The organism is Aeromonas sp. EERV15 (assembly GCF_900079845.1).
Taxonomy (GTDB): domain Bacteria; phylum Pseudomonadota; class Gammaproteobacteria; order Enterobacterales; family Aeromonadaceae; genus Aeromonas; species Aeromonas sobria.
This window is the reverse complement of the sequence record NZ_FKKY02000011.1, coordinates 18,452-42,358: the sequence shown is the minus strand read 5'-3', so window position 1 is coordinate 42,358 and position 23,907 is coordinate 18,452. Positions and strand designations below refer to the sequence as shown.

21 protein-coding genes are annotated in these 23,907 nt (G+C 58.0%); 4 read left to right on the top strand and 17 right to left on the bottom strand.

The window, feature by feature from the left end:
* Positions 1-6: 6 nt before the first annotated feature.
* Positions 7-972: an acyltransferase gene (locus BN4575_RS11285; RefSeq protein WP_068978243.1), complete on the top strand. Its 966-nt coding sequence runs from the start codon at positions 7-9 to the stop codon at positions 970-972.
* Here the strand turns inward: BN4575_RS11285 and BN4575_RS11280 are convergent.
* Both BN4575_RS11280 and BN4575_RS11275 read right to left on the bottom strand, forming a co-directional pair.
* Positions 897-1,400, bottom strand: a complete 504-nt coding sequence (locus BN4575_RS11280) for a DUF523 domain-containing protein (protein ID WP_068978242.1) — start codon at positions 1,398-1,400, stop codon at positions 897-899. The two genes, BN4575_RS11285 and BN4575_RS11280, sit on opposite strands and share 76 nt — an antisense overlap.
* Positions 1,397-2,047 carry an NUDIX hydrolase gene (locus BN4575_RS11275; RefSeq protein WP_068978241.1) on the bottom strand — a complete coding sequence of 217 codons (651 nt, stop codon included), beginning with the start codon at positions 2,045-2,047 and terminating at the stop codon, positions 1,397-1,399. The genes BN4575_RS11280 and BN4575_RS11275 overlap by 4 nt, the downstream gene beginning before the upstream one ends.
* 74 nt (positions 2,048-2,121) lie before the next feature.
* Here BN4575_RS11275 and BN4575_RS11270 point away from each other — a divergent pair, with 74 nt between their 5' ends.
* Positions 2,122-2,757, top strand: coding sequence for a nicotinamidase (locus BN4575_RS11270; protein ID WP_068978240.1), 636 nt, complete (start codon positions 2,122-2,124; stop codon positions 2,755-2,757).
* A 1-nt stretch (position 2,758) separates the two neighbouring features.
* Entirely contained in the window at positions 2,759-3,937 is a 1,179-nt protein-coding gene (gene pncB, locus BN4575_RS11265; RefSeq protein ID WP_068978239.1) for a nicotinate phosphoribosyltransferase, read from the top strand.
* 68 nt (positions 3,938-4,005) lie between these two features.
* On the opposite strand, the gene BN4575_RS11260 is transcribed toward pncB, so the two are convergent.
* From BN4575_RS11260 to rph, 9 genes are all read right to left on the bottom strand, one after another.
* Positions 4,006-4,611 (bottom strand): thiol:disulfide interchange protein DsbA/DsbL, encoded by a 606-nt coding sequence (locus BN4575_RS11260; RefSeq protein WP_042018045.1) that lies wholly within the window; start codon positions 4,609-4,611, stop codon positions 4,006-4,008.
* A 229-nt stretch (positions 4,612-4,840) separates the two neighbouring features.
* Positions 4,841-5,830, bottom strand: a complete 990-nt coding sequence (locus BN4575_RS11255) for a serine/threonine protein kinase (protein ID WP_068978238.1) — start codon at positions 5,828-5,830, stop codon at positions 4,841-4,843.
* Between the two features lie 93 nt (positions 5,831-5,923).
* Positions 5,924-7,375, bottom strand: a complete 1,452-nt coding sequence (gene ccoG / locus BN4575_RS11250) for a cytochrome c oxidase accessory protein CcoG (RefSeq protein WP_068978237.1) — start codon at positions 7,373-7,375, stop codon at positions 5,924-5,926.
* A 155-nt stretch (positions 7,376-7,530) separates the two neighbouring features.
* Positions 7,531-7,794, bottom strand: a complete 264-nt coding sequence (locus BN4575_RS11245) for a YihD family protein (RefSeq protein ID WP_033135400.1) — start codon at positions 7,792-7,794, stop codon at positions 7,531-7,533.
* Between the two features lie 30 nt (positions 7,795-7,824).
* Positions 7,825-8,979 carry a GGDEF domain-containing protein gene (locus tag BN4575_RS11240; RefSeq protein WP_068978236.1) on the bottom strand — a complete coding sequence of 385 codons (1,155 nt, stop codon included), beginning with the start codon at positions 8,977-8,979 and terminating at the stop codon, positions 7,825-7,827.
* A gap of 126 nt (positions 8,980-9,105) precedes the next feature.
* Complete coding sequence (gene cueR, locus BN4575_RS11235) at positions 9,106-9,495, bottom strand: Cu(I)-responsive transcriptional regulator (protein WP_042018049.1); 390 nt, start codon at positions 9,493-9,495, stop codon at positions 9,106-9,108.
* Complete coding sequence (locus tag BN4575_RS11230; protein ID WP_068978235.1) at positions 9,496-11,925, bottom strand: heavy metal translocating P-type ATPase; 2,430 nt, start codon at positions 11,923-11,925, stop codon at positions 9,496-9,498.
* Between the two features lie 178 nt (positions 11,926-12,103).
* Positions 12,104-12,757 (bottom strand): orotate phosphoribosyltransferase, encoded by a 654-nt coding sequence (gene pyrE, locus BN4575_RS11225; RefSeq protein WP_005356114.1) that lies wholly within the window; start codon positions 12,755-12,757, stop codon positions 12,104-12,106.
* Positions 12,758-12,832: 75 nt separating this feature from the next.
* Positions 12,833-13,549: a ribonuclease PH gene (rph, locus tag BN4575_RS11220; protein ID WP_068978234.1), complete on the bottom strand. Its 717-nt coding sequence runs from the start codon at positions 13,547-13,549 to the stop codon at positions 12,833-12,835.
* Between the two features lie 147 nt (positions 13,550-13,696).
* On the opposite strand from rph, the gene BN4575_RS11215 reads away from it, so the two are divergent.
* Positions 13,697-14,560, top strand: coding sequence for a YicC/YloC family endoribonuclease (locus tag BN4575_RS11215; RefSeq protein WP_068978233.1), 864 nt, complete (start codon positions 13,697-13,699; stop codon positions 14,558-14,560).
* Positions 14,561-14,815: 255 nt separating this feature from the next.
* Here BN4575_RS11215 and BN4575_RS11210 read toward each other — a convergent pair whose 3' ends face one another.
* The 6 genes from BN4575_RS11210 to hsdR form a co-directional block, all read right to left on the bottom strand.
* Entirely contained in the window at positions 14,816-15,934 is a 1,119-nt protein-coding gene (locus BN4575_RS11210) for a hypothetical protein (RefSeq protein ID WP_068978232.1), read from the bottom strand.
* A 10-nt stretch (positions 15,935-15,944) separates the two neighbouring features.
* A complete protein-coding gene (locus BN4575_RS11205; protein WP_218060770.1) occupies positions 15,945-16,952 on the bottom strand; it encodes a YecA family protein in 1,008 nt (335 codons plus the stop codon).
* Positions 16,953-16,992: 40 nt separating this feature from the next.
* Positions 16,993-18,747: a restriction endonuclease subunit S gene (locus BN4575_RS11200; protein WP_068978231.1), complete on the bottom strand. Its 1,755-nt coding sequence runs from the start codon at positions 18,745-18,747 to the stop codon at positions 16,993-16,995.
* The gene (rhuM, locus tag BN4575_RS11195; RefSeq protein ID WP_068978230.1) at positions 18,744-19,754 is read right to left on the bottom strand and encodes a RhuM family protein; all 1,011 of its coding nucleotides are present in this window, start codon (positions 19,752-19,754) and stop codon (positions 18,744-18,746) included. Before rhuM ends, BN4575_RS11200 begins: the two co-directional genes overlap by 4 nt.
* Entirely contained in the window at positions 19,747-21,264 is a 1,518-nt protein-coding gene (locus tag BN4575_RS11190; protein WP_068978229.1) for an N-6 DNA methylase, read from the bottom strand. The genes rhuM and BN4575_RS11190 overlap by 8 nt, the downstream gene beginning before the upstream one ends.
* A gap of 120 nt (positions 21,265-21,384) precedes the next feature.
* The gene (gene hsdR / locus BN4575_RS11185; RefSeq protein WP_176716431.1) at positions 21,385-23,877 is read right to left on the bottom strand and encodes an EcoAI/FtnUII family type I restriction enzme subunit R; all 2,493 of its coding nucleotides are present in this window, start codon (positions 23,875-23,877) and stop codon (positions 21,385-21,387) included.
* Positions 23,878-23,907: the final 30 nt, after the last annotated feature.

The following is a 23,907-nucleotide window of genomic DNA, read 5'->3' as shown; positions in this document are numbered from 1 at the left end:
ACATCCATGCTATCCCTGCTTCCCGGCCCGCTGGTGCTGATCATCAGCGCGGGCCTGACCATCCTTTTCACCGCCTTGTGCGCCAGCCTGATCCTGCTGGTGTCGCTGGCCAAGCTGCTGCTGCCTGTTCCGGCGTTTGGCCGTGCCTGCAGCCGCCTCAATAACCGCTTCATGCGCCTGTGGTTAGCCTGCAACGCGCTGGTGATCCGTCTCACGATGCGCATCGACTGGCAGGTGGAGGACAATACCCGACTGCGCAAGGATGGCTGGTATCTGATCATCAGCAACCACATGAGCTGGACCGATATCGTGGTGCTGGGTCACCTGTTCCGGGAGCGGCTGCCGGTGCCCAAGTTCTTCATGAAGCACGAGCTGATCTATATCCCGCTGCTGGGGCTTGCCTGCTGGGGGCTCGACATGCCCTTTATGCGCCGTTATTCGAGAGAGTTTCTGTTAAGAAATCCGCACCTGCGCGGCAAGGATATCGAGACCACCCGCAATGCCTGCGAGAAGTTTCGCCACATTCCCACCACCGTCATCAACTTCGTGGAAGGGACCCGCTTCACCGAGCAGAAACGGGACGCTTCCCGCTCCCGCTACCGCCATCTGATGCCGCCCAAAGCGGCGGGGCTGGCCTTTACGCTGGCGGCCATGGGGGAGCAGTTTGACAGCCTGATCAACGTCACCATCTGCTATCCGGACAACGCCGAGACCCCGTTCAAGGACTTCCTGATGGGACGGGTAAAGCGCATTCAGGTGCGAATTGAGGAGCTGCCGGTGGATGAGGCGCTGGTTGGCGACTACTTCAATGACAAGCAGTTCAAGCGCGGTTTTCAGGAGTGGCTAAACCAGCGCTGGCAGGAGAAGGACGAGGTGCTGGAGGGGTGGCAGAACAGTCAGGCGCCGCTGCCGGTTGCTGCCAAAGCCAAAGAAGAATCCAAAGAGAGCGCTGAGGCCAACTCGGCCAACTGATCTTCGGAAAAGACCGCTATGCCGTGGCGGCGCAGCAGCGCAGTGGTCTTACCCTCGCCCGTCACAGAGACCCCTTCAAAGCGGCCGTTATAGATACGGCCGCTGCCACATGAGGGGCTCCCCTCTTTCAGCAGGGCGAAGCGAATACCCTGCGCCTGACAGAGCGCGAGGGCCAGCTCGGCGCCGCGATCAAACTCTTCAGTCACATCCAGCCCGCTCGCCGTCACCACCCGTTCGCCCTGCCGCTCGGCAGGAGGGCGCGGGGTCGGCAAACCGCCCGCCACTTCGGGGCAAAACGCCAGCGCTCGCCCTTCGGCACCCAGCTCACTCAGCCAGTCGCTGACAATCCCCTTGCTCTGGCCATCGTAACGCACTGGCTGACCCAGCAAACAGGCACTCACCAGCACCCGAACGGTGAGCGTGCTCACGCTTCCACCCCGTGCATCACTTGATCGAACATCACGCAGCAAGGACTCTCCAGCCGGTAGAGGATGGCGGGGCGCTGTTTGCCGGTACGCTTGCGGCCGGTATCCACCAGAATGTCGGCACGATGGATCCGCTTGCGAAACGCCGCCGTGTTCATGGGGGTTTGCAGGATGATTTCGAAGGCGCGCTGCACCTCGGAGAGGGTGAACTCGGGCCCCAGCAGTTGCAGCGGCAAGGTGCTGTAGCGGCTCTTGATCCGCAGCCGCTCCAGCCCCTTGGCGATGAGCTGGACATGGTCGAAGGCGAGGCTCAGCCCCGGCAGGTTGGCGAGCGGATGCCAGCAACCATGGATCGCTGCCACTTCCGGATCCACCAGACAGAGATAGACCAGGGTAGTGGACCAGCCGCGGGGATCCCGCTCCAGATTGCCGAGGGTGCAGACCTGCTCGCTGTAGCAGTGACCGAGCCCCCACTCCGCCAGCAGGCGGCGCTGGGCGGCATCCAGATCCCGATCCAGTGCCTCGTCGATGCGCAAGCCGGGTAGCTGCCAGCTGTGGGCAAAGGGGGGGCGATCACGGGTCTCGAGCAGCAGCTCGAGCCGCTCGTCATGCAACCGCAGCACCACCATATCCAGACTCATTCTCAGCATGCCGATCGCCCTGCTCGCCTTCCATTAATGTTTGGTAGATAATATCACACGAATAGTATGTGCAGGAGCCAATCATGGGAACCGTCGCCAGCCTGGATATTGATGCGCAGAAGGGCTTTACCCCCCTCTGCCCGAACGAACTGCCCGTCGTGGGCGGTGATGATATTGTGGCCGCGCTCAACGCTCAGGCCACCCTCGCCACGCTGCGGATCGGCAGCAAGGACGCTCACCCTGCCAATGCCGACTGGGCCGTCTCTGACCCCTCTGGCATGTTGCTGCCGCTGGATCTGCCCAACGCCGACCTCACCTGGCCGGTGCACTGCGTGCCGGGCAGCAAGGGCTTCGAACTGCTCGACGGCCTGCCCGCCCCCATCGACTATGACTTCTTCGTCTGGAAGGGGGTCGAGCCGGATCTGCATCCCTACGGCACCTGCTTCCACGACCTGGCCGAACGGCGCAGCACCGGACTCATCGAATTTCTGCAAGCCCGCAAGGTCGACACCGTACTGGTCGGCGGCCTCGCCACCGACTACTGCGTCAAAACCAGCGTGCTGCAACTGCGCCGCGCCGGTTTCCGGGTGATCGTCCATCTCGATGCCTGCCGTGGCATTGCTCCCGCGACGGTTGCCAGCGCCAACACCCAGATGATCGAGGCTGGTGCCGAACTGGCCCAGACCCTGATCGATGTACAACGCCTGCTGGACGCCTGATATGCCACCCATACTAACCAGCCTGCTCGACACCGATGCCTACAAGCTGCATATGCAGCAGGCGGTGTTACATCGCTATCCGGATGCCGAGGTGGTGGCCGAATTCCACAGCCGCAATGAAGAGGACCTGCTGCCCATGATGGGGCAGATCGAGGAGCAACTGCGCCTCGCTGGCTCCCTGCGACTGACCAAACCCGAGCTCGATTTTCTGGCCGAGCGCCCCTTCTTCACCCCTGACTACCTCGACCACCTGCGCCGCAAGCCGCTCGATGCCTCCCTGCTCAAGGTGTTCGAGCAGGATGGCCGCATCAATGTGCGGGTCGAAGGGGCCTGGCAGGATGTGATCCTGTGGGAGATCCCGGTGCTCGCCATCATCAGCGAGATGCGTAACCGCTTCCGCTACCCCCAGTTTGGCGTCAGCCATGCGCTGGATCGACTCGACCAGAAGCTCGACAAGCTGGAGCGGGAACTGAGTCCGGAAGAGATGAGCGAGTTCAACCTCATCGATTTTGGCACCCGCCGCCGCTTCTCCCATGGGGTGCAAGATGCGGTGGTAGGCCGTCTCAAGGAGCGGCTGCCAGCATTTCGCGGCACCAGCAACTACCTGCTGGCCCAGAAGTACCAGTTATCCGCCGTGGGCACTCAGGCCCACGAGTGGTTCCAGGCGCACCAGCAGCTCGGTTTCCCGCTGGAGCACAGCCAGCGCGCCGCCCTCACCAGCTGGCTGGACGAGTTCACCGACCATCTCGGCATCGCCCTCACCGACTGCATCACCATGGATGCCTTCCTGCGTGATTTCGATTTCGAGCTGGCCAGCCGCTATCAGGGGCTGCGCCATGACTCTGGCGATCCCGTGGTGTGGGGTGAGAAGGCGATTAGCCACTATCAGCGCCTCGGTATCGACCCCACCGACAAGACCCTGGTCTTCTCCGACGGGCTCAATCTCGACAAAGCAGTACAGCTGCTGCGTCACTTCCGCGGCCGCATCAATACCAGCTTCGGCATCGGCACCAAGCTCACCTGCGACCTGCCCGGTGTCAGCCCGATGAACATCGTCTTCAAGCTGATGGAGTGCAACGGCGGCCCGGTTGCCAAGATCTCCGACAGCCCGGGCAAGACCCTGTGCCGGGATGCGGAGTTTATCCGTAACCTCAAGCAGGCGTTCCACGTCGGGGTCTGATTCAGACTGCCAGAAAACAAAAAGCCCGCCGGTTCACACCGGCGGGCTTTTTATCGACTCAAGGGTAATCAGTCTTTCTTGGTCAGCAGGAACTGCACCAGTTTGTTGAACTGCTCTTGAGAGGTGATGGATTCAATCTTCACCATGTACTTGCCGTTCACCAGAAACGCAGGCACACCACGAATGTTGTAGCTCTGCATGTTGCGATCGAACTGGGAGACCATGCCGGAGACGGCGAAGCTGTCGACGGCACCGTCAAACTCCTCGGCCGGAACACCGTTGTCGACAAAGATTTTCTTCACATCGTCACGGCTGGTCGGATACTGGCGCTGTTGCATCTTGCTAAAGATGGCAGGAGTGACCTTGCTCTCTGCATTGAGCAAAGTGGCAACCGCGTAGGCACGCTGCATCTCTGGCCCCATCTCGCCACCCATGAAGTTCACCGGGTTCTTCTTGAGGGGCACATCTTTTGGCAAACCAGCCTGCAGTTGCTCAACGATGGGTTCAAACGTCGCGCAATGCGGGCAGAAGTAAGAGAAAAACTCCATCACTTCAGGCTTGGCAGAGGCAGTCTGCTTGACCACATCGTAGTTAACGCCTTCCTTGAATTCGGGGGCGGCGTGAACCATGGGGACCATCAGCATGGCTGCGAGGAAAAATAAAACTTTTTTCATGATGTTTCCTGTTAAGGGATCACTGTGAGGCACGCCCGGCGAACCGAAGCAGTGCCAAGCCTATTGTGTCGCCATCCCGCCGTCAATGCCCTGGGCCGCAGATCGAGTCACGCTTGCCACGCAAGATCCCTTCAATTTCACCAGTTTGGCATCAGGCTCAACGGTGGTGCCTTCAGTGCCGCCAGCTGATCATGCCGCAGGTGGGGCGATCTGCTGGCCACCGGATAAGTTACCACCCCGGCATCAGGCTCAGCGGTGGTGCCTTCAGTGCCGCCAGCTGATCATGCAGGGTCGCTATCTGCTGGCGCCAGTAGTGATCGGTATTAAACCAGGGAAAGTGACGGGGGAAAGCGGGGTCTTCCCAGCGTCGCGCCAGCCATGCCATGTAGTGGACGATCCGCATCGCCCGCAGCGGCTCAATCAGCGCCAATTCCCGCGAATCAAACTCCATGAACTCCTCGTAGCCTGCCAGCAGGGTATCGAGCTGGATCTGCTGCTCGTGGCGCTCGCCGCTCAGCATCATCCAGAGATCCTGAATGGCAGGGCCGGTACGGCAGTCATCGAGATCGACAAACATGGGGCCGTCGCGCCACAAAATGTTGCCCGGGTGGCAGTCACCATGCAGCGAGATCTGCGCCACATCCAGGGTCATGGCATCGCAGACGTGTTTGATCAGCTCGTCGAGCACCCCAAAAAATTGCTTGGCCAACCCGCTCGGCAGCCACTCGCCAGACGCCAGCAGCTGACGCGGTTCGTGCAGCATGCTCTCGACGTCAAGCCGAACACGGTGATGAAACGGCTTGCTGGCACCAATCTGATGGATGCGGCCAAGATAGCGCCCGACCCACTCCAGCTGATCGAGGTTATCCACCTCAAACTGGCGACCACCGACGCTCTGCCAGATGGCGAACGGATAGCCCTGATGCTCCAGCAGGGTTTCGCCCGCGAAGGCGATCGGGGCGGCCACCGGGATCTCCGCATCACAGAGCCGGGCAGCATACTCATGCTCTTCGAGGATCTGGGCCCGGCTCCAGCGACCAGGACGGTAGAACTTCACCACATAGCGGCGACGCTCCTCATCCTGAAACTGGTAGACCCGGTTTTCGTAGCTGTTGAGTTCGATAAGGCCGGAGTCGAGCCGCAGACCGCTGAGATCGAGCGCGTCCATGATGAGGTCGGGTGTGAGATCGGAATAGTTGAAACGCATGTCATCCACCATAAGAAAGGGGCGCCGTTGCGCCCCATTCTATCCGAGATAGCCAACGAATACCGCCGTTGGCCTCCTCATCTAATCTCTATCAGCAAGCTGTAGTTACAACCGGCTGATAAACTTGCTGCCCTGATGCAGGTTGCCCTTGCTGTCATCGGGGGCCGCCCCTTCCCGTTTCAGCACAAACTTGATGTCCAGAGTCGGCCGCTTCAGGTTGTAGGGGTCAACCGCTAGACTGACCGGCAGGGTGTAGATCTCGCCCGCCTTCAGGGTCACTTGGCGTGGGCCGAACCACTGATACTCGGGCAAGCCCTCCACATCCAGCTGATAGGTCTGGGGTTGCAGGGTCTTGTTGAGGATCTTGAGGGTATAAGTGTTCTCGATCAGCCCCTCGCTGTTCTCACGGAATAGCTGGTTGCGATCCCGCAGGATATCGAGCCCCATCGGCATGATGGACATGGCGTTGTAGACAAACACCCCCAGCATCACCGCCATCACCAGCCCGTAGCCAATCAACTTGGGCCGTGCCACATGGGTGGAGTCGTGGGCCAGCTTGTGCTCTGTGGTGTAGCTGATGAGCCCTTTCGGGTAGCCCATCCGCTCCATGGTTTGGTCGCAGGCATCGACGCAGGCGCCACAGTTGATGCACTCGTACTGCAGGCCATCGCGGATATCGATGCCGGTCGGACAGACCTGCACGCAGAGGTCGCAGTCGATACAGTCACCCAGCCCCAGCGCCTTGTGGTCAGCCTTGCGGGAGCGGGCACCGCGGGTCTCGCCACGCTTGGTGTCATACCCGACGATGAAGGTGTCTTTGTCGAACATGGCGGACTGGAAACGGGCGTAGGGGCACATATGGATGCACATGATGGCGCGCATCCAGCCTGCGTTGCCGTAGGTGATGATGGTGAAGAAGAGCACCCAGAACAGCACCCAACCGCTGGCCTGCAGGGTGAAGAAGTCCGGCACCAGTTCAGTGACATCCTGGAAATAGGCGACGAAGGTCAGACCGGTTACCAGCGAGATGACCAGCCAGGCCAGATGCTTGACCCCCTTGCGGGCCAGCTTCTCTGCCGACCAGGGTCCGGCATCCAGCTTGCGCCGCTTGTTGGCGGGCCCTTCCAGCTTCTCTTCAAACCAGATGAACATGAAGGTCCACACCGTCTGCGGGCAGAGATAGCCGCACCAGACCCGGCCGAGGAAGGTGGTCACAAAGAAGAGGGCGAAGGCGGCAATCATGAAGAGCCAGGCGAGCAGGGTCAGATCCTGCGGCCAGATGGTGGCGCCAAAGATATGGAACTGCTGATGGCCAAGATCGAACAGCACCGCCTGGCGGCCGTCATAACGCAGCCAGGGCAGCAGCACAAAGAAGGCAACGAAAAACCAGCCCATGGCCTTGCGCACCCGCTGCCATGTTCCGGTCTGGGCCCGCACATAGATACGGTTGCCGGGGTTGAACCTGTCGTCGCTGGCTTTGAACGTGTTGGGATTGTAGGTCCCGGTTACGCCCTTGTCGGTAACGTCCTTGATATCGATTTTGTCGTGGTCGGCCATTGCAAGACATCGCTCCCTTATTTGTTATGGAGCGGATTATATCTTAAACAGCATGCTAATTGTGTGGATTAGATGTATCTAACATTGGCGTTTGATCGCAATTTTCAGCAACAAAAAAGCGCATCACCCCAAGGTGATGCGCTTCCACTAAAGATTCACTTGATTCCGCGAGCCTTCAGCAGTGCCTCTTTGAAATCGGGCACATGATCCTTGGCCAGACCGGGGATCATCGCCTGCTTGTCGGATTCCCGCATCTTGAGGTGATAGATCAGCATGTCGTCGGTCAGCTCGGACAGAGGACCTTCAAATCCCGCTTCGTTGGCCAGTTTGGCTACAAACTGCACCAGGCTGAGATCCTGTTCCTTGATCCAGGCAGGCTGCAACAACTCCAGCAGCTCTTCGATACGATGACATTGCATAGACAACCTCTTTAATCTGTCACGTTAAACTCAGGCAACCTTACCCATCAAGGCTACTTCGATTCGATCCCGCCCATTATGCTTGGCCTGATAGAGGGCCGCATCCGCTTTCTGGATCAAATCGGCGATTTTCATGCTGTTATCCGGTATCAGTGTGGCAACACCAAAACTACATGTGACCCGACCGGAGACCAGCGACTTCTGATGAGGAATATCAAGCTCCTTGAGAGCCAGCCGCACATGGTCCGCCACCTGCAACGCCCCCTGCATGCCGGTACAGGGCAGCAACAGAGCGAACTCCTCACCACCGTAACGGGCCGCCAGATCGTCCTCCCGCCGCTCCACCTCGGCCAGCAAGGCGGCCACCTGCTGCAGACAATCATCGCCCGCTTGATGACCATAATGGTCATTGAACTGCTTGAAGTAATCCACATCCAGCAGCACCAGTGACAGGGGCACCTTAGCCCGATGGCAGCGACGCCAGGTCAGCTCCAGACAGTCATCAAGGTGGGCGCGATTGGCGATGCCGGTCAAGCCATCGAGACGAGAGGTAAGGCGCAGATGCTCGGAGACCACCTTCAATTCGGCCGCCAGCTCGGCATTGGAAAAGCGGTGATGGAGCGAGGCGATCTGATCCCGCCGCATCCGCCGCAACAGGGTTGGCAAAAAAACGAACAGATAACCCGCCAGCATGCAGGAGACGATCCGCTCCTGCTCGTTGCCATTGCCCAACTCGAACAGCATGGCTACCCCCAGCGGCAGGGTGGCGCCATAGAGGGTTCGACGGCTACCAAACAGCATGATGGCACTGCCGGTAAGAAGGAGGCTGGAGAGCATTAACATGGCGGCCCGGTAGGTATCGGGCAGCTTGTCCATGTAGAGCAGTACCCCGAGGGCCCAGATGATGGAGGTGATGGTGGCGCCGATAAAGAGCTCGCGCTCCAGCACCGGTAGCGGCGTCTGGTGCAGGCGGGATTGCCGCCAGCGCAAGTGCCAGCCCCGGCCAAGCAGCCACAGGCAAGTCCCTGCCAACCAGCCAAGTGCTTCACTGGCGGGCAGATAGTCATGAAACAGCAGACTCCAACCCAATGCCAACCCCCCCAAGCAGGGGAGACTGAAGGATGCGTGGGTATAGAGCTGGGCCATGATGGCCTGCTTAACCTGGCGTGTCACACTCTGGGTCAACTGAGTACTCCCGTACAAGAGCCGAGCAGTCTACCATCAGCCCCTGACAGGCAACAATAAAGCGCCGTTTATTAAGAAGTCACTCATCAAAGGGGGTGTTCCCTCAGCTGGCCAGCATGTCTTTGTTCAGCCCTTCTCCAGCTCGTCGAGAATGGGGCATTCCGGATTGTCGTCCCCATGGCAGCAACAGACCAACCCTTCCAGTGAGCTGAGCATTGCCTGCAAACCGCTGATTCGGGCCCGCAGATCGACGATCTTCTCCTGTGCCAGCTTCTTCACCTGGGCGCTGGTGCGATGTTCGTTGCGATAGAGTGCCAGCAGCTCCTGACACTCCTCCAGATTAAAGCCGGTCTCCCGCGCCCGCTTGACGAAGCGCAGCTCCCGCAGCGAGCCCTCGGTATAGCTGCGATAGCCGTTATCGCTGCGCACTGGCGCCTTGATGAGACCGATACTCTCGTAGTAACGGATGGTCTTGGCGGTCAGCCCCGTGGCCTTGGCAACCTTGCTGATGTTCATTTATGCCTCCTTACTGATCGGGTTGGATGCTGGCCCGTGCGCCGCCTTGGGCTGCCAGCGTTTCAATAACAGGGAATTGCTCAAAACGGTGATACTGCTCAGGGCCATGGCCGCCCCCGCCAGCTCGGGGCTGAGATAGCCCAGTGCCGCCAGCGGAATGCCGATGATGTTGAATACGAAGGCCCAGAACAGATTCTGCTGGATGGTGCGCCAGGTGGCCGCCGAGATATCGATGGCATCGGCAACCAGCCGTGGATCAGATCGCATCAACGTGATGGAGGCGGTCTCCATCGCCACATCGGAGCCGGAGCCCATGGCGATGCCGACATCCGCCGCCGCCAGCGCCGGGGCGTCGTTCACCCCGTCCCCCACCATGGCCACCAGCCCGCGGGTTTGCGCCCGCAGCGCCTCGACCTTTTCCACCTTGCCCGCTGGCAGCACGGAGTCAAAGGCCCCGTCCAGCCCCAACTGGGCAGCGATGTGAGCCACCGGCGCTGGCGCATCGCCGCTCACCAGCCAGCTGGCGATACCGCGTTGGCGCAGGGTGACGATGGCTTCCCGACTCTCGGGGCGCAGGGTATCGGCCAGTGCGGCGATGCCTGCCACCACGCCGTCGATGGCGACCCAGACCCGAGTTGCCCCATCGGCAGGTTGTTCATCCTGTTGCGGCTGATCAATGCCGAGCTGGGTCAGCAGAGAGCCATTACCGATGGCGACCCTGTGGCCCGCCACCTGACCGACAATACCGGCACCGAGCCGCACCTCGACCGCTTCCGGCTGAGGCAACGCCGCCCCTTTGCCGACCGCCTCGCGCATCGCCAGCGCCAACGGGTGTTCGCTCGCCTGCTGCAAAGCGGCGGCCAGACGCAGCTGCTCGTCGTTGCCGCTCCAGCTGGCCAGCACCGGCTTGCCATAAGTGAGCGTGCCGGTTTTGTCGAAGATCAGCGCCTTGATGGCGTGGGCCTTCTGCAGGGTATCCACATCCTTGATCAGGATGCCGTGGCGCGCCGCTACCCCGGTACCGGTGACAATGGCAGCCGGGGTCGCCAAGCCGAGGGCGCAGGGGCAGGCGATCACCAGCACCGCCACCGCCGCCAGCAGCGCCTGACCGAAATCGTTGCTGATGGCGTACCACACCAGCAGGGTAAACAGGGCGATGGCCATCACCACTGGCACGAACACGGCGGAGACCTTGTCCACCAGCTGTTGCAGCGGCGCCTTGCCCATCTGGGCGCTCTCCACCAGCGCGATGATCTTGCTGAGGCTGGACTCCTCCCCCACCGTAGTGGCTTCAATCTCCAGCACACCGGAGCGGTTGATGGCGCCGCCCAGCACCTTGTCGCCCGCACTGCGCGGCACCGGCAGGCTCTCGCCGGTGAGGATCGACTCGTCCAGCTCGCTGGCGCCGCTCACTATCCTGCCATCCACCGGCACCCGCTCGCCCACCAGCACCCGCAGCCGATCGCCACGCAGCACCTCGTCGATAGCCACGCTCTGCCACGTATCGCCGCGCCAGACAGTGGCGGTTTCCGGCCGCAGCGCCATCAGTTCGCGAATGGCGGACTGGGTGCTGCGTCTGGCGCGCGCCTCCAACAACTTCCCGAGGGAAATCAGGGTAATGATGATGGCGCTCGCCTCGAAATAGAGCTTGCCGCTGGCGGCCATCCCCTGCGTCAGCAGCAGATAGAGGCTATAGAAGTAGGCCGCACTGGTGCCGGTCGCCACCAGCACATCCATATTGGCCGCGCGGTTCTTGATGGCGAGCCAGGCGCCGCGATAGAAACGGGCGCCGATCCAGAACTGCACCGGGGTGGCGAGCAGCAGCTCCAGCCAGGCAGGAAGATGCCAGGGGAACAACCCGGCCATGGCCAGCATCCCCACCAGCAGCGGCAGAGTGAGCAAAGCCGAGACGATGACCCGGGTCTGCGCCTGACGGGCCGCAGCGGCCTCCTGCGCTTCCCGCTCCAGCAACTGCTGGCGGCGGCCGCTGGCGGAACCCTGCGCCAGTTTGGCGCCAAAGCCGAGCGCCTCTATATGTTCACGCAGGGCGGCGGGGCTCTGTGCGCCAGGCACCAGCACGATACGGGCCTGCTCGATGGAGAAGTTGACCTCAGCGGAGATAACGCCGGGCAGTGCTGCCAGCATCTTGTTTAGTCGAGCCGAACAACCTGCGCAGGTCATGCCGCTGATCTGGAAAGACAGTGTTTCGCGGCCGTAGTCATAACCCTGACTAGTGATGCTGTCGAGTACCACTGGTAGACGGTCAGGGCTGGCCAGCTCGATGGCCGCCTGCTCCAGCGCGAAGTTGACGGTGGCCGATACCCCGTCGAGTTTGTTGAGGCTGGCCGCGATGCGGCCTGCGCAGTTGGCACAGCTCATGCCACTGAGCGGCAACTGCAGATGAATCGGTATTTGAAGATGAGTGGTCATGTTGTTCCCCCCCGGAACCCGTCGGCACCCAAAAACGCCGACTGGCAAACCCTAACCTTTACTGTAAGGGCAAGCTCAAGCCACATGATCCACTTTTTGCAGATGAAAAAACGGCGCCCGTTTGCTGCCAGAGAGCAAACGGGCGCCGCATTCAGCTATTGCGCGGTGTGAGCGGAACTCAGATACCGTACTGAGCGCGGTAAGCCTTCATGGCCGCCAGTTGTGCCGCCAGCTCCGGCTGCTCGGCCTGCTTCTCTTCCAGATAGGCGATGAGATCGCTCATCTGGATAATGGCGATGATATGGGCGCCGTAGTCACGCTCCACTTCCTGAATGGCGGAGAGCTCGCCCTTGCCCTTCTCCTGACGGTCCAGCGCGATCAGCACGCCAGCCAGCGAGGCGCCATTAGCCTGGATCAGATCCATGGATTCACGAATGGCGGTGCCGGCGGTGATGACATCGTCCACCAGCATGATGCGCCCCTTGAGCGGGCTGCCCACCAGATTGCCGCCCTCGCCGTGATCCTTGGCCTCTTTGCGGTTGAAGCACCAGGGCACATCCACATCATGCTGTTCGACCAACTGCACGGCGGTGGCGGAGGCAATGGGGATCCCCTTGTAGGCCGGGCCAAACAGCACATCGAACTCGATGCCGGCATCCATCAGGGCGGCAGCATAGAAGCGGCCGAGGCGGGCCAGATCGCGGCCGCTGTTGAACAGACCGGCGTTGAAGAAGTAGGGGCTTTTACGACCGGATTTCAGGGTGAATTCACCGAATTTGAGGACCTGTTTCTCCAGGGCGAACTCGATAAATTGACGCTGGTAGGCTTTCATTCTGGCTCCTTGCTTGGCTTGTCGTTTACTTGTGTGGGGATATAAAAAAACGCGGCCTGGGCCGCGTTTTTAAAATTATGAAAGTGACTGCTTCTGCAGCTCAATGATCTCGGCAATGCCGTCCTTGGCGAGCCCCAGCATCGCCAGCAGCTCCTCATGGGTGAAGGGCTCGGCCTCCGCGGTGCCCTGCACCTCGATGATGCGACCATCTTCGGTCATCACCACGTTCATGTCGGTCTCGGCGGCGGAGTCTTCGATGTACTCCAGATCGCAGATGGCTTCGCCCTGATACATGCCGACAGAAACGGCGGCGATCATCTGCTTGAGCGGGCTCTGCTTCAATTTGCCCTGTGCCACCATCCAGTTCAGCGCATCCACCAGCGCCACACAGGCACCGGTAATCGCAGCAGTACGGGTGCCACCATCGGCTTGCAGCACGTCACAGTCCACAGTGATGGAGTGCTCACCCAGCGCAGTCAGGTCTACCGCAGCACGCAGGGAGCGGGCGATCAGACGGGAGATCTCCAGGGTACGGCCGCTCTGCTTGCCAGAAGCCGCTTCGCGGTTCATCCGGGAGTGAGTGGAACGCGGCAGCATGCCGTATTCGGCCGTGACCCAACCCTGACCCTTGCCTTTCAGGAAGCGCGGAACGCTGGTGTCGACGCTGGCGGTGCAGAGCACGCGAGTGTTACCGAACTCCACCAGCACTGAGCCTTCTGCATGTTTGGTGAAATTGCGGGTAATGGTAACCGGGCGAAGTTGCGCGGCACTGCGATCGCTGGGACGTGACATGGAATGGACCTCTGGGCTGGCTCAAATTGGCGAAGGAGTATAAGTCATTAGGCCCCAAATATCAGCCGCTAAAACCACGGCATCGGCTGACGAGCAGGGCCGGGCTGAGTATACTGGCCGCACACTTCATCAAGCCCGGAACAATCAATGATTCACAGCATGACCGCCTACGCCCGCAAGGAATTCAAGGGCGACTGGGGCACAGCCGTTTGGGAAATTCGTTCGGTAAACCAGCGCTATCTGGAAACCTACATTCGCCTGCCGGAGCAACTGCGCAGCCTGGAGCCGGTACTGCGTGAGCGTTTCCGCGCCAAGCTGCAGCGCGGCAAGGTGGAGTGCAACCTGCGTTTCGAAGCCGCTCAGGCCGCAGCCAGCCAGCTGCACATCAATGAAGAGCTGGCCAAGCTCATCATCGACAGCGCCAATTGGGTAATGAAAGAAGCAGGCCAGGGCCAGCTCAACCCGGTCGACGTACTGCGCTGGCCGGGTGTCATGGCCGCCGCCGAACAGGACATGGATGCGGTCGCCACCGAGCTGCTCGGCGGTTTTGACCAGACCATGGAAGATTTCCTTGCTTCCCGCGCCAGCGAGGGTGCCAACCTCAAGAACCTGATCCAGCAGCGTCTGGATGGCATTCAGGTGGAAGTGAAGAAGGTGCGCGTCCACCTGCCGCAGATCATCGAGTGGCAGCGCCAGAAGCTCACCGACCGTCTGGCCGAAGCCAAGGTGGAGCTGGATCCGGCTCGCATCGAGCAGGAGATAGTGATGCTGGCCCAGAAGATCGACGTGGCCGAAGAGCTGGATCGTCTGGAGATGCACATCAGCGAAACCATCAAAATCATGAAGAAAGGTGGTGCCTGTGGCCGTCGCCTCGACTTCATGATGCAGGAGTTCAACCGCGAGTCGAACACCCTGGGCTCCAAGTCCATTAACGCCGAAGTGACCCAATCCGCCGTCGAGCTGAAAGTCCTCATCGAGCAGATGCGCGAGCAAATTCAGAACATCGAATAGTTTTTTCAGCCGCCCAGGCAGCTCTTGAAAGCCCCGTATTACCTTGTGAATAGCAGGGTAGATACAGGGCTTTTTTCATTTTACCGGCCACATAGATGGGCCGATGTCGGTGACAATCGACATGCCGCGCCTGCTTGTTTGGTTCGGCGATGATGGCTCCCCGCTCGCCGCAAAGGGTCATGTTGAGGCGCACACCATGGCGGCGGGGAGCATAACTCAACAACGCAGGTTCATGTTGGGTAACCGGATACCCGCCTACAGGAGATCTTTCAGTCGGGTTAACAGCGCTTTACGGCTGTTATTCGCCGCCACAAATCGCTTAAAGCGCTGGGCAAACGCGGGGCTATCGCCTTTGCACTGATAGGCTTCCCATAACTGATGCACATAGCGTGATGCCGCATCGTAGCCACTGGCGCATGTGCGATCCGCCTGTTCTTGTGCTTGCTGCCAGGCGTGTTCGCGCTGATGGTAGATATCCGTCAATGCTTTTTCTTTTTGCGCTTTTTCAAGCGCCATTTTCTTTGCGCGCGCGTCGGCTTGCGCTTGCTGTAATTGGCGTTGCGCTTGTGCAACGTAAGGAGTGATCACGTCGGGAGTTAACCAATACCGATAGGCTTGGTCCTGGTTGGCCGATTCTTTTCGCGTCATCGCCAAGGCTTGATGACGGGTTAACTGGCCTTGTTCAAACAGCGTGCTTAATAGCGTCTGTTTCTCCGCGTCAGTGAGCTGATGGAACCACCCGTCAAACTGAAACTCGGCCTGTCTGGCTGGGTGACAGGGGTGTGCATTCAGCACCATCGCCAGTGCGTTAATCCAAGCCAAGGGAATATCATAAAGGGTGGCAAACGCCTGCAACTCCACACTGAGGTGCTCAAAATCGAAATGAGTTAAAGGTATCCCGTCAATTTCCTCATTAAATTCGCACTCTTTCAGCCACATAAAATAGACAAGACGCCAATCACCCTGAATTAAGGCACTGCGCAAAGCGGCTAAGTGTTGGAAAAAATCGTCAGCCTGTTCATCGTCAAAATATTCGCCATACTCTTCGATAGAAAAAGTCAGCAATTGCCATTCATCGCGCTCATCTACATGAAGGCCATCGAGCGAAACGCCTAGTAACGTATCGGGGATCGTGCCGGCAGGCAGCTTGATATAAGCATCAATGGAACCCCAATTGGCATAGTAAAAACCGATGTCGAAATATTTTAACATCAGCTCAGCAGGATCGGCCTTCAAGTCACTGTAGGTGTAATAGACCTGAAAAGCGGTCGCGGTAATCTCGGCTCGACTTGAAATGGCTCTGAGTGCCTGGCGGGCGTGAGGGGCTAACTGCCCGTCCACACGCTCAAATTTGTAGTATTGATATTCGCTCACGATGACCTTGCTATCGGTTAAGGGTGAATTGAAAGGTTTGCTGTAACAAAGGCTGGATATGAACCCTTCTGGCGACCGGTTCAGCGTTGATATAACGCCTCGGCTCAACCGTCACAAATCCCCAGTATTGTAAAAATCGTTCAATAAACCGTGATTCGATGATCATGGATAAGGTTTGTTCCGGTGAAAAGTAATGGTCGGTAGGGATGGTCAAGAGCACATCGGGGAACGCCGTCATCACCTCGTGCACCAACTCGGCGGCACTGTGGTGGTGTTGCAGGCGCCACAGCATAAACACCCAAAACATACGCACATCGACATCGAATGGAAAATTGTCCAAATAGGCCCAGTTATATTGGCTGACGGCAGCCGCTAGCATCGGTTTAAAAAAGGGCTGTATCCCTGCCGCCTGATACTGTTTTTGCGCTGCTTTTTTCACATGATAGCGACCGCTACGGCGATAAATAATCCCACTGAGTTCGGCTAACACTCTGGTGTAGTGCAGGGCATTGAATTTGTCTTCATTATTGCCGGTAAACTCACAGATACCGAGGTCAGAACCGCATTGCGCCACGGCAAACTCCGGCAATAACTCACAGGCCTGCTTGACTAATTTGGTCGGCAAGTTGCCTTTGCTGGTGGCGTTGAATGACCCGGATTGCGCCATGGCCTCATCAAGCATGAGGCCTAAATAGCGCATCACCGGGCTGGCAGAAAGATTGTCTGGGGTGCTGATGGTAAGCCACTGTAATTGATCGAACGGTGCATAAAGCCAATTGGCCATTTGGGTTGGCGTCACCCCACAAAAATCGGGATGCGGTTGATTATTACGATCCGCCATTTTGTGCTGTAACGCCACATTGAGTTCAGCCAGGCTCAAATTGGGGTTCATGGCCAACATGGCGGCGACCTCATCCTGCACGTCGGCATGCAGCTTGCCCTCGCGGCTCATACAACAACGTTTAAATTTTTTACCGCTGCCACAGAGGCAAGGATCGTTACGACTGAGTTTCATCATCAATGCCTCTTATCATCGGGCGAATGCTGCAATCGGCTTATCAGGACAGGGCGCCTTCCACCAGCGACTCGGCCAGGGCAAGTTGGGTCTGCTGGCTGGTTTGCAGGCGGGATTTAAGTTGATCACAGAGGGTCATTAACTCATCGACTTTAGCGACAATGCGATGCTGTTCTGGAATTGGAGGAAGTGGGATAACTGTACTCGCAATTTTGCCAACATTTAAATTCGGTTGTGCGCCACCTGCCGCATGCTCCCTTAATTCAAGGTAGGCTTTCCGGAAGAACAATTTTACAAAATCCTTATGGGCTTTTGTTTCATCAATTAACCTAATTGCAGAGCACGCTTGGTTAGTACCTGCAGGTTCAAGTAATTCAGTTATTTGTCCTCTTGTTTTCCCTTGTCCATACATTGCAACAATTAAAGTGCCAGCAGGATAGATAGAAACGTTAGTTTCTTTTATTGCTAAATTCGATATTTGCTCTTTAGTTTTACCAACAAATAGCTCAGCCGTCTCCCCACTAGATATCCAGTTAATTTCAGCTGGTTCCCAATAGGCTGGATTGCTTCTCGATGGTGTAGCACCAGTGCCTACAAGTCCAAATACCGCGATCCTTTCAAACTCCCATCCCTGCGGTATCTCAAACGGCTTTTCGTCTTCATTAATCGCAGGTAGCGGTTTCTCTTTTTTGATTTTCTTCTCTTTGACCAGCTGGGCTTTTTCGGCGGCGATACGCGCCAGCAGGGCAGAGGCGGGTTCATCGCTCGGGTCTTGCGGCACCAGTTTGCCCATCACTGCCAGTTGCAGGATGGTCTGTTTCAAGGCGTCGATGCTGGCCTCGGTGGTAAAGAGGGTATCGAAGTGAGAGCTTAGCCGAGCCCAGTTTTGCGCCAGCTCGTCGGCATCGCCGGAGTCTGTCAGCGTAGTTAATAAAGCCTCCACCAGCGTCTGATGGGCCACCAGCTGCGATTCGCTGCGCTGCTCCAACTGATAACAGAGAGCCATAAGCTCATCCACTTTGGCTACGATACGTTGTTGTTCCTCAGCTGGAGGGATTACTACAGGTATTTCTTTTAGCCGTGAAGCTTTTACCCCTGTAGCTGTCATCCCTGAAGAATTATCAAGCAGCTGATTTTGAAATGGTGATGCTAATATCTGAATAAGCATAAACCTACTAACAGTAGAATAATGCCACTGAAAACAAATTGCCCTTTGGGCAAGCGCAAAACGTTCATTTATATCAATTACAGCTGCATTACCTAGCGGAGCTTCGGTTGTAAATAGTGTATCCCCAACCCTTGGAAATCCCCTTGTCATCCATTGATCATAATCTGCTTCTGAAATGAACTCCTCTGGGACAAGGTCAATGTAGCCATACCGAATATTTTTGGCAGTAATCAACCTAACACCAGCATCTATCTTATTTGGGGTTTTTCCTCTGTAATCAATAAACTTTGCTATGTTGCCAAGTCGAGTCCATTTCCAGTGACTTGGACATTCAATATATTCATCAGCAATATCGACAACCTCATTGGCGGATGTCCTTAGTCCTTCCTCTTTCACCAACCGCGTCTTTTCGGCGGCAATCCGTTCCAGCAGCACGGAGGCGGGTTCATCGCTGGGGTCTTGCGGTACCAGCTTGCCGCGTACCGCCAGCTCCAGGATCAGCTCACGCAGCTTTTTGATACCGGTCAGTTCCAGCTTGCTGTTGCTGCCGCGCCCGGCACTGCTTTTGGGGCGCACCGCCGCACTCCAGAGATCCAGATGGTCGGTGATCAGGGTATCGAGATGGCTCATGGGGTCGTTCCAAAGTTGGTCGCGGTCAGTGCGGGGGTCAACATATTGATAATCAGGCGGATCAGGGTCTCTTTTTGTGCCGGGGCCGACTCTGCCACCAACAGGGTCAGGGCCGCCAGCCCGCTGTCGTTGATGATGGGCTCGCCACTTGCCAGCCAGAGCGCCTGATTGCGATAGAGAAAATCGACAAACAAAAAGGCAGCGCTGCGCTTGTTGCCGTCGGTAAATGGGTGGTTTTTGACCACAAAATAGAGCAGGTGGGCGGCCTTGCTCTGCACTGTGGGGTAGGCGCTCTGGCCAAACACGCTCTGGCCAAGGTTACCTAGCAGGGCGGCCAGTCCGTCGCCGCGCGGACGAGCGAACAGCTCGGTCGCTTCACCGCGCGCCATCAGTTGGGCTTTTAGCTCGCCGAGCGCCTGCATGGCTTGCTCGGGGGCCAGCAAGAGGCCGCCCTCAGTACCTGTTGGCTCGGTCAGTAGCCCTTCGTCATAACGCTGTAGCCAGAGAAAGGTCTGGGTATAGCGGCTGATGATCTCCACCAGACCACGGCCACAGGCGAGGCTAAGCCCATCGCCACGGGCCGCGTTACGCACCAGTGCCAGTGCTGCCTCCAACTCACGGGCATTTTGCTCAAAGCGCTGCTGGTTGAGGGTGTAGCCCTTGAGCAGGTGTTCTTTTAACAGCCGGGTAGCCCACTGGCGAAAGCGCACCCCTTGCGGTGATTTGACCCGATAGCCAACCGAGATGATGACATCGAGGTTGTAGTGTTGGGTATCGTAGCTTTTACCATCGCTGGCAGTTGTCCGGAAATTCCGGACAACTACGCTCTCTTCCAGCTCGCCCTCTTTAAACAGGTTGCGAATATGCTCGGAGATGGTGCGTTTGTTTTTGGCAAACAGCTGGGCCAGTTGGGCCTGATTTAGCCAGACGGTCTCCTGTTGCAAGGTGACGTTGATCTCGCCGCTCTCCCCCTCGAAGATGGCAATCTGTTGCGCCGTGTCACTCATGGTCTTGACCTGCCTCGCCGTTGCCAAGTTGTGCCTTGTTTCCCAAGGCGTCGCCCAGAATGGCTTTTAGCTGGTCACGCAGGGTCTGGATTTCGGTCTGCTCTGTGGCATAGCGCGCCAGCAGTTCATCAGGGTCATGGCTTATCTGCTCACCGACATGGGGGTTCTTGATATCGAGGTTAAAGTTGCGCTCGATAATGGTCTCGATACTGACCTTCCAGGCCTGTTCGTTCTCAACCCGGGCAGCAAAGCCGTCAGCCTCATCGCCCCACCAGGCAATCTCGGCTTCGAACTCCTCGAACTTCATCGGCTTGGTCTTGCTGTAGTTTTTCACCCCAGCCGGATAGGGGTGCTGGTAGAACCAGACATCCTTGGTGGGCTGGCCCTTGGTAAAGAAGAGGATATTGGTCTTGATGCCGGTATAGGGGGCAAACACGCCGTTGGGCAGCCGCACTATGGTGTGCAGGTTGCACTCGCTGGTGAGCAGTTGCTTGATCTTGGTTTTGACCCCTTCGCCAAACAGGGTGCCATCGGGCAGCACCACGGCGGCGCGACCGCCCTTGCCATTTGTTGCCGGGGCAAGGACTTCAATGATCAGCTGCAGGAACAGGTCGGCAGTTTCTCGGGTACGCAGATCGGCGGGGAAGTTCTGCTCGATGCCATCCTCTTCGGTGCCACCAAAGGGCGGGTTGGTGAGGATCACATCGATATCGCTATCCCAGCTCGACAGCGGCTTGTCGAGGGTGTTGCCATGGCGAATTTGCACCGGCACCTCGATACCGTGCAGCAGCATATTGGTGGTGCAAAGGAGGTGCGGCAGCTGTTTCTTCTCGACCCCGAGGATCTGCTGCTGCAGGGTCTGATGGTCTGCAGCGGTCTCGACATAGTGCTCTTTGACATGATCGAAGGCGCAGGCGAGAAAGCCGCCGGTGCCGCAGGCCGGATCCATGATCCGCTCGCCGAGTTTGGGGTCGATGCGGTTGACCATAAAGCGGGTGACGGCGCGAGGAGTGTAAAACTCGCCCGCGTTACCGGCGCTCTGCAGGTCACGCAAGATCTGCTCGTAGATGTCGCCAAACAGGTGGCGCTCGCTGCTGTCAGTAAAGTCGATCTCGTTTAGCTTGTTGATCACCTGCTTAAGCAGGGTGCCGTTCTTCATGTAGTTGAAGGCATCGCTGAACGCCTCTTTCACCACATAGCCACGGGGGTTGAGACTGATATTGGCAGGCTGGTTTTTTAAGGAGTCGAACAGATCGTTGTTGACGAAATCGAGCAGGGCATCGCCGGTCAGCCCTTCGCTGTCGGCCGCCCAGTTGCGCCACAGGAAGCGCTCGGGAATGGGGCAGCGGTAGTTATCCTGCTCAAACTCCAGCTCCTCTTCCTGGGCGTCGAACACTTTCAAAAACAGCAGCCAGGAGAGCTGGCCAAGGCGCTGGGCATCGCCGTCGATACCGGCGTCTTTGCGCATGATGTCCTGAATGGATTTGATGACTGAGCTGATGGATGACATGGGATTCTCTGCTTTTTACAAAAATGGTGACGAATACAGGGGCGAATGCGTCAGAAGTATCGATAAAACAAGCGGCCATGATTGCCATGGCCGCACTGTGGAGCTGTTGCAGACTTGGCGTCAGGCGCTCTGCTGCTCGCGCTCTTGGTGGCGATAGATTTCTTGCTCCAGCTCGGTGATAGCCTGCTCGAACTGTTTTGGGCCACCAAAACCCTTCTTGGCCAACTCCAGCGGGCGACCCAGCTCGGTAAAGGGGGCGACTTTTAGCGCATCCTTGGTCTCAATTTCGGTCACCCCCTGATCGGCATACTTGTCGAGCAGACTGGTGAGTACCTGCTGGGCGGTATCGTTGTACTTGGTGAAGTAGTTGCGCTTTTTGACGTTGTTGGCCCGCTCGCGGCGGGTCAGTGGCGGCTGATCGTATACCACATGGCAGATAAGGTCGAACGGGTCGAGCTCCTTACCCACCTCTTCTTGCAGCACCTCCCACAGCACGCCCGCCTGAGCCAATTCATCCATGATGGCTTGCTTGCGCTGCGCGGCTTGCCAGCGTTTGGTGAAGGCATCGAGGGTGGCAAACTCCTTGAGCAGGGTCTTTTTGGTATAGTCCTTGAAGGATTCGGTCACCAGCTTGCCATCGGCATCGTAATACTGCACCCGCTCGGCGATGACGCTGACCGTCACGCCGTTGACATAATACTTGCTGACCCCGGGCGTTGGACCACCCAGCGGGCCTGCGCCCTGCCCCCCTGCGCCCTGACTCCCTGCGCCACAGTGGCCACCATCACTACCGGTTGTGTAGCTGCCGGGTTGTTCATCGACCCCGGGTGCAAACGGATCGTCATTATCGCCGGGTTCATCGGTTGGCAGTGGATCGGCGCCGTCGATGATATCGCCCAGGCCTTCATCCGGGTTGTTGATGTCTGCCGGTTTGACCACCATGACGCGCTCCGGCTCGCCATCGAAACGGGGATCGGCAAACAGCTCGGTGGCCTTCTTGAAGTCGAGAATGGTGAACCAGAGCTTGCCGTACTTGTCGTCGATACGGGTGCCACGGCCGATGATCTGCTTGAACTTGGTCATGGACTGGATGTTTTGGTCCAGCACCACCAGCTTGCAGGTCTTGGCATCGACACCGGTGGTCATCAGCTCGGAAGTGGTGGCGATGACCGGATAGGGCTTTTTCGGGTTGATGAAGTTGTCGAGCTGGGCCTTGCCCAACTCATCATCGCCGGTGATCTTCATGACGTAGCGCTCGTCCTTGGCCATCTGCTCCGGGTTGAGGTTTACCAAGGCACGGCGCATCCGGTCAGCATGATCGATGTCGTTGCAGAACACTATGGTCTTGGCCATCGGGTCGGTTTTCTTGAGGTAGTTGGTGATAGTTTCGGCCACCAGCCGGGTGCGCTCGTCGATCACCAGGGTGCGGTCAAAATCCTTCTGGTTATAGATACGGTCTTCAATCAGGTTGCCCTGTTTGTCCATCTGACCTTTGGTAGGGCGCCACCCCTGCAGATCGACATCGATATCGACCCGCACCACCTTGTAGGGGGCAAGAAAACCATCTTCGATCCCCTCTTTGAGGGAATAGGTATAGACAGGGTCACCGAAGTAATCGGTGTTGGAGACGGTTTCGGTCTCTTTGGGGGTGGCGGTGAGGCCAATCTGGGTGGCCGATGAGAAGTATTCGAGGATCTCGCGCCAGGCGCTGTCTTCGGCGGCGCTGCCCCGATGGCACTCATCTACCACGATGAGATCGAAGAAGTCAGGAGATACCTGCTTAAAGGCTTTCTGTGACTCTTCTGGCCCGGTGAGTGCCTGATAGAGAGCAAGGTGGATCTCATAGGCGGGGTCGATCGTGCGCCCGGTGACCTTGGTCATGGCCGAGCCAAAGGGCTGAAAATCATTGATCTTGGTCTGATCCACCAGAATGTTGCGGTCGGCCAGAAACAGGATGCGCTTCTTGGCGCCCGCCTTCCACAAACGCCAGATGATCTGGAATGCGGTGTAGGTCTTGCCGGTGCCGGTGGCCATCACCAGTAATACCCGGTCTTCACCTTTCGATATGGCTTCTACGGTCTTGTTGATAGCCTGCAGCTGGTAGTAGCGGGGGGATTTGCCACTGCCATCCGAGTAATAGTCCTGACTGATGACAGGCAGCTGAGCCTGGGTGTAGCCCTTCCAGGTGCAGAGCTTGTCCCAAAGTTGGCCCGGGCTGGGGAAGTCCTCCAACGCAATCTCGGATTCCAGCTTGGCCGGATGGGTCTTGTCATGAAATACGAAGCCATCGCCGTTGCTGGCAAACACGAACGGCACATCCAGCAGACGGGCATAATCGAGCCCCTGCTGCATCCCCTTACCAATTTCATGCTTGTTGGCTTTGGCCTCGATCACCGCAAGTGGCAAACCCATCTTGTGATAGAGCACGATATCGGCCGATTTAACCTTTTTGCGTGCCGCCATCTGGCCGCGCACCACCACTTTGCCATCCCGCAGCTTCACCTCCTGGCGGACCTGGGTCAGGTCATCCCACCCCGCCGCCTTGATGGCAGGCAGCAGGTATTTGGAGATGATATCGGCTTCGGTGAGGGTTGCTTTGTTGATCTCGGCCATGAGCATTCTTCCGGTCGGGGGACAATATTG

Coding starts and splice junctions, on each gene's coding strand:
- BN4575_RS11200 (WP_068978231.1), bottom strand. CDS start 18,747: ATGAGCCATCTCGATACCCTGATCACCGACCATCTGGATCTCTGGAGT.
- BN4575_RS11255 (WP_068978238.1), bottom strand. CDS start 5,830: ATGGTGGATGACATGCGTTTCAACTATTCCGATCTCACACCCGACCTC.
- ccoG (WP_068978237.1), bottom strand. CDS start 7,375: ATGGCCGACCACGACAAAATCGATATCAAGGACGTTACCGACAAGGGC.
- cueR (WP_042018049.1), bottom strand. CDS start 9,495: ATGAACATCAGCAAGGTTGCCAAGGCCACGGGGCTGACCGCCAAGACC.
- BN4575_RS11270 (WP_068978240.1), top strand. CDS start 2,122: ATGGGAACCGTCGCCAGCCTGGATATTGATGCGCAGAAGGGCTTTACC.
- BN4575_RS11275 (WP_068978241.1), bottom strand. CDS start 2,047: ATGCTGAGAATGAGTCTGGATATGGTGGTGCTGCGGTTGCATGACGAG.
- BN4575_RS11260 (WP_042018045.1), bottom strand. CDS start 4,611: ATGAAAAAAGTTTTATTTTTCCTCGCAGCCATGCTGATGGTCCCCATG.
- rhuM (WP_068978230.1), bottom strand. CDS start 19,754: ATGAGTGACACGGCGCAACAGATTGCCATCTTCGAGGGGGAGAGCGGC.
- BN4575_RS11215 (WP_068978233.1), top strand. CDS start 13,697: ATGATTCACAGCATGACCGCCTACGCCCGCAAGGAATTCAAGGGCGAC.
- BN4575_RS11205 (WP_218060770.1), bottom strand. CDS start 16,952: ATGATGAAACTCAGTCGTAACGATCCTTGCCTCTGTGGCAGCGGTAAA.
- BN4575_RS11245 (WP_033135400.1), bottom strand. CDS start 7,794: ATGCAATGTCATCGTATCGAAGAGCTGCTGGAGTTGTTGCAGCCTGCC.
- rph (WP_068978234.1), bottom strand. CDS start 13,549: ATGTCACGTCCCAGCGATCGCAGTGCCGCGCAACTTCGCCCGGTTACC.
- pyrE (WP_005356114.1), bottom strand. CDS start 12,757: ATGAAAGCCTACCAGCGTCAATTTATCGAGTTCGCCCTGGAGAAACAG.
- BN4575_RS11285 (WP_068978243.1), top strand. CDS start 7: ATGCTATCCCTGCTTCCCGGCCCGCTGGTGCTGATCATCAGCGCGGGC.
- pncB (WP_068978239.1), top strand. CDS start 2,759: ATGCCACCCATACTAACCAGCCTGCTCGACACCGATGCCTACAAGCTG.
- BN4575_RS11190 (WP_068978229.1), bottom strand. CDS start 21,264: ATGTCATCCATCAGCTCAGTCATCAAATCCATTCAGGACATCATGCGC.
- hsdR (WP_176716431.1), bottom strand. CDS start 23,877: ATGGCCGAGATCAACAAAGCAACCCTCACCGAAGCCGATATCATCTCC.
- BN4575_RS11230 (WP_068978235.1), bottom strand. CDS start 11,925: ATGACCACTCATCTTCAAATACCGATTCATCTGCAGTTGCCGCTCAGT.